Origin of the sequence: Mesorhizobium sp. M7A.F.Ca.CA.002.15.2.1, assembly GCF_003998715.1 — a bacterium.
Taxonomy (GTDB): domain Bacteria; phylum Pseudomonadota; class Alphaproteobacteria; order Rhizobiales; family Rhizobiaceae; genus Mesorhizobium; species Mesorhizobium ciceri.
Genome location: NZ_RZPI01000623.1, coordinates 1 through 3,308, shown reverse-complemented (window position 1 = coordinate 3,308; position 3,308 = coordinate 1). Strand labels below are relative to the sequence as shown.

The 3,308-nt window shown below is 64.8% G+C and carries 2 protein-coding genes; both read left to right on the top strand.

What is annotated here, in order from left to right:
* Nucleotides 1–993, top strand: a 993-nt coding sequence (locus ENZ74_RS26375) for a trimethylamine methyltransferase family protein (protein WP_164761223.1), incomplete at its 5' end; no start/stop codon positions are given.
* Between the two features lie 58 nt (nucleotides 994–1,051).
* Nucleotides 1,052–3,308 (top strand): FAD-dependent oxidoreductase (locus ENZ74_RS26370; RefSeq protein WP_164761222.1); only part of this gene is annotated, 2,257 nt, incomplete at its 3' end.

Sequence of the window (3,308 nt, the reverse complement as noted above, 5' to 3'; positions counted from 1 at the left end):
TATTTCACCAATCTGACGCTGACCGACAAGAGTTTCCATGTCTCGGCGATCGGCCGGGGCAGGGCATTGGACGGCATCGAGATGATGGCGATTTCGCGTGGGCTGACGCTCGACCAGATGCGCGACGATCCCGGTATCACCACCATCATCTCGGTCAACTCCCCGCGCCGCTTCGACGAGATGATGGCCGAAGGCCTGATGACCATGGCCGAGTTCGGCCAGTCGGTGGCGGTGACGCCGTTCACGCTGATGGGGGCGATGAGCCCGGTGACGCTGGCCGGGGCGCTGGCGCAGCAGAATGCCGAGGCGCTGTTCGGCGTCGTGCTGACGCAGCTTGTCCGTCCGGGCGCGCCGGTCATGTATGGCGCCTTCACCTCCAATGTCGACATGAAGTCGGGCGCGCCGGCCTTCGGCACGCCCGAGAACACCAAGGCCAACATTGCGTCAGGGCAACTGGCGCGGCGCTACGGGCTGCCCTACCGCACGACGCCGGGCTCGGCTTCCAATGCCGCCGACGCGCAGGGCGCCTATGAGACGCTGATGGCACTGTGGGGGGCGGTGCTCGGCCACGGCAACCTCGTCTACCACGCCGCCGGCTGGCAGGAGGGCGGGCTGACGGCGTCGTTCGAAAAACTCATCATCGATGTCGAGATGATCCAGCATATGATGGAGTTCTTGCGCCCGATCGAAGTCAATGAGGCGGAACTCGCCGTCGAGGCTTTGGGTGCGGTGCCAACCGGTGGGCATTTCTTCGGCGAGCCGCACACGCTGGAGCGCTACGCCACTGCCTTCTACCAGCCGATGCTGTCCAACTGGCAGAATTACGAAGCCTGGCAGGAAGCCGGCGGCCTCGACGCCACGGCACGCGCAACGCGGCTGTGGAAGAAAGCGCGGGAGGACTATGTCGAGCCGGTGATGGATATCGCCGTGCGCGAGGCGCTAGAGGCTTACATGGCCAGGCGCAAGGAAGCGATCGGGCAGGGCGAGCCGTGATCGTTCCCAGCTTGAATCCATTCACCCATTCAACTCACTGATATCAGAGAAAAAATCCATGAAATCGCATGCAAAGGTCGTGGTCATTGGCGGTGGCGTCGTCGGATGCTCCGTGTTGTTCCATCTCGCCCGCCACGGCTGGACCGATGTTGTCCTGCTCGAGCGCGACGAGCTGACCTCAGGCTCGACCTGGCACGCGGCCGGGGGCATGCACACCATCAATGGCGACCCCAACGTCGCCAAGCTGCAGAAATACACGATCAATCTCTACAAGGAGATCGAGGAGCTTTCCGGCCAGGCGACCGGCGTGCATCTGACCGGTGGCGTGCTTCTGGCAGCGACCGAGGCGCGGCTCGACTGGCTGCGCGGCGTCGTCGCCAAGGGCCGCTATCTCGGCATCGAGCTCGAGGAGATCTCGCCCAACGAAGCGGCCGAACTGATGCCGCTGCTCGATCCCAAGCAGTTCGTCGGCGCGGTCAGGAACAAAGAGGACGGCCATCTCGATCCCTCCGGCGTCACCCACGCCTATGCCAAGGCCGCGCGGAAACTTGGGGCGGAAGTGGAGCGTTTCACCAAGGTCGAGGACATCGTGCGGCGCCCTGACGGACTGTGGCGGGTCATCACCAACAAGGGCGAGGTGGTGGCCGAGCATGTCGTCAACGCCGGCGGCCTGTGGGCGCGCGAGGTCGGCCGCATGGTCGGCCTCGAACTGCCGGTGCTGGCCATGGAGCACATGTACCTGATCACCGAGGATATGCCGGAGGTCGCCGCCTGGAACGCCAAGACCGGCACCGAGATCATCCACGCGGTCGACTTCGACGGCGAGCTTTACCTGCGCCAGGAGCGCGGCGGCATGCTGATGGGCACTTACGAAAAGGCCAACAAGCCATGGTCCGAATACCAGACGCCATGGAATTTCGGCCATGAATTGCTGGCGCCCGACATCGACCGCATCGCGCCGTCGCTTGAGGTCGGCTTCCGCCATTTCCCGGCCTTCCAGAACACGGGCATCAAGCAGATCATCAACGGGCCTTTCACCTTCGCGCCCGACGGCAACCCATTGGTCGGGCCGGTGCGCGGGCTGCCGGGCTTCTGGGTCGCCTGCGGTGTCATGGCCGGGTTTTCGCAAGGCGGCGGCGTCGGCCTCGCTTTGTCGAACTGGATGATCGAGGGCGATCCCGGCGCCGACATCTGGGCGATGGATGTCGCGCGCTACGGCGACTGGGCGACGATGGCCTATACCAACGCCAAGGTGCGCGAGAATTATTCCAGGCGCTTTTCGATCCGCTTCCCCAATGAGGAGCTGCCCGCCGGGCGGCCGCTGAAGACGACGCCGGTCTACGACCTGCTGTCGGCCAAGGGTGCGCAATGGGGCGTTGCCTATGGGCTGGAAGTGCCGCTGTGGTACGCGCCGGAAGGCGTCAAGGACGAATTCTCCTGGCGCCGCTCGAGCGATTTCACGCAGGTCGCCAAGGAGGTCGCCACAGTTCGCGACGGTGTCGGCCTGTCGGAGATTTCGAGCTTCGCCAAATACAAGGTGACGGGTGAGGGAGCGGCCGCCTGGCTCGACCGGATGCTTGCCTGCAAACTGCCCAAGCCCGGCCGCATGACGCTGGCGCCGATGCTGAAGGAAGACGGCAGACTGATCGGCGATTTCACCCTCGCCAATCTCGGAAGTGAGGGCTGGTTCCTCGCCGGCTCCGGCATCGCCGAGCAATACCATATGCGCTGGTTCGAGAAGCACCTGCCTGACGATGGATCGGTCCGCATCGAGTCGCTGGGCGCGAAGCTCACCGGTCTGTCGATCGCCGGCCCGAAGGCGCGGGATGTGCTGGCAAAGGCGACGCGCTCGGATGTCTCCAACGCGGCCTTTTCCTTCATGGCCATTGGCCGGATGGATATCGGCATGGCGCCGTGCCTGGTCGGCCGTGTGAGCTATACCGGCGATCTCGGCTACGAGATCTGGGTGGCGCCGGAATACCAGCGCGTCGCCTATCAAGCGCTGATGGCGGCGGGCGGGGAATTCGGCATCGGCCTGTTCGGCTCGCGCGCGCTCAATGCGCTGCGGCTGGACAAGAATTACGGCTCATGGGGGCGCGAGTACCGGCCGATCTACGGGCCGCTGGAAGCGGGGCTCGACCGCTTCGTTGCTTACGGCAAGGACGCCGATTTCATAGGCAAGGCCGCGGCGCTGGCCGAGCGCAGGCAGGGCGGCAAATTGCGCCTGCGCGCTTTTATCGTCGATGCCGACGATGCCGATGTCATTGGCGATGAGCCGATCTGGTTCGATGGTGCGGTGCGCGGCTGGGTGACGT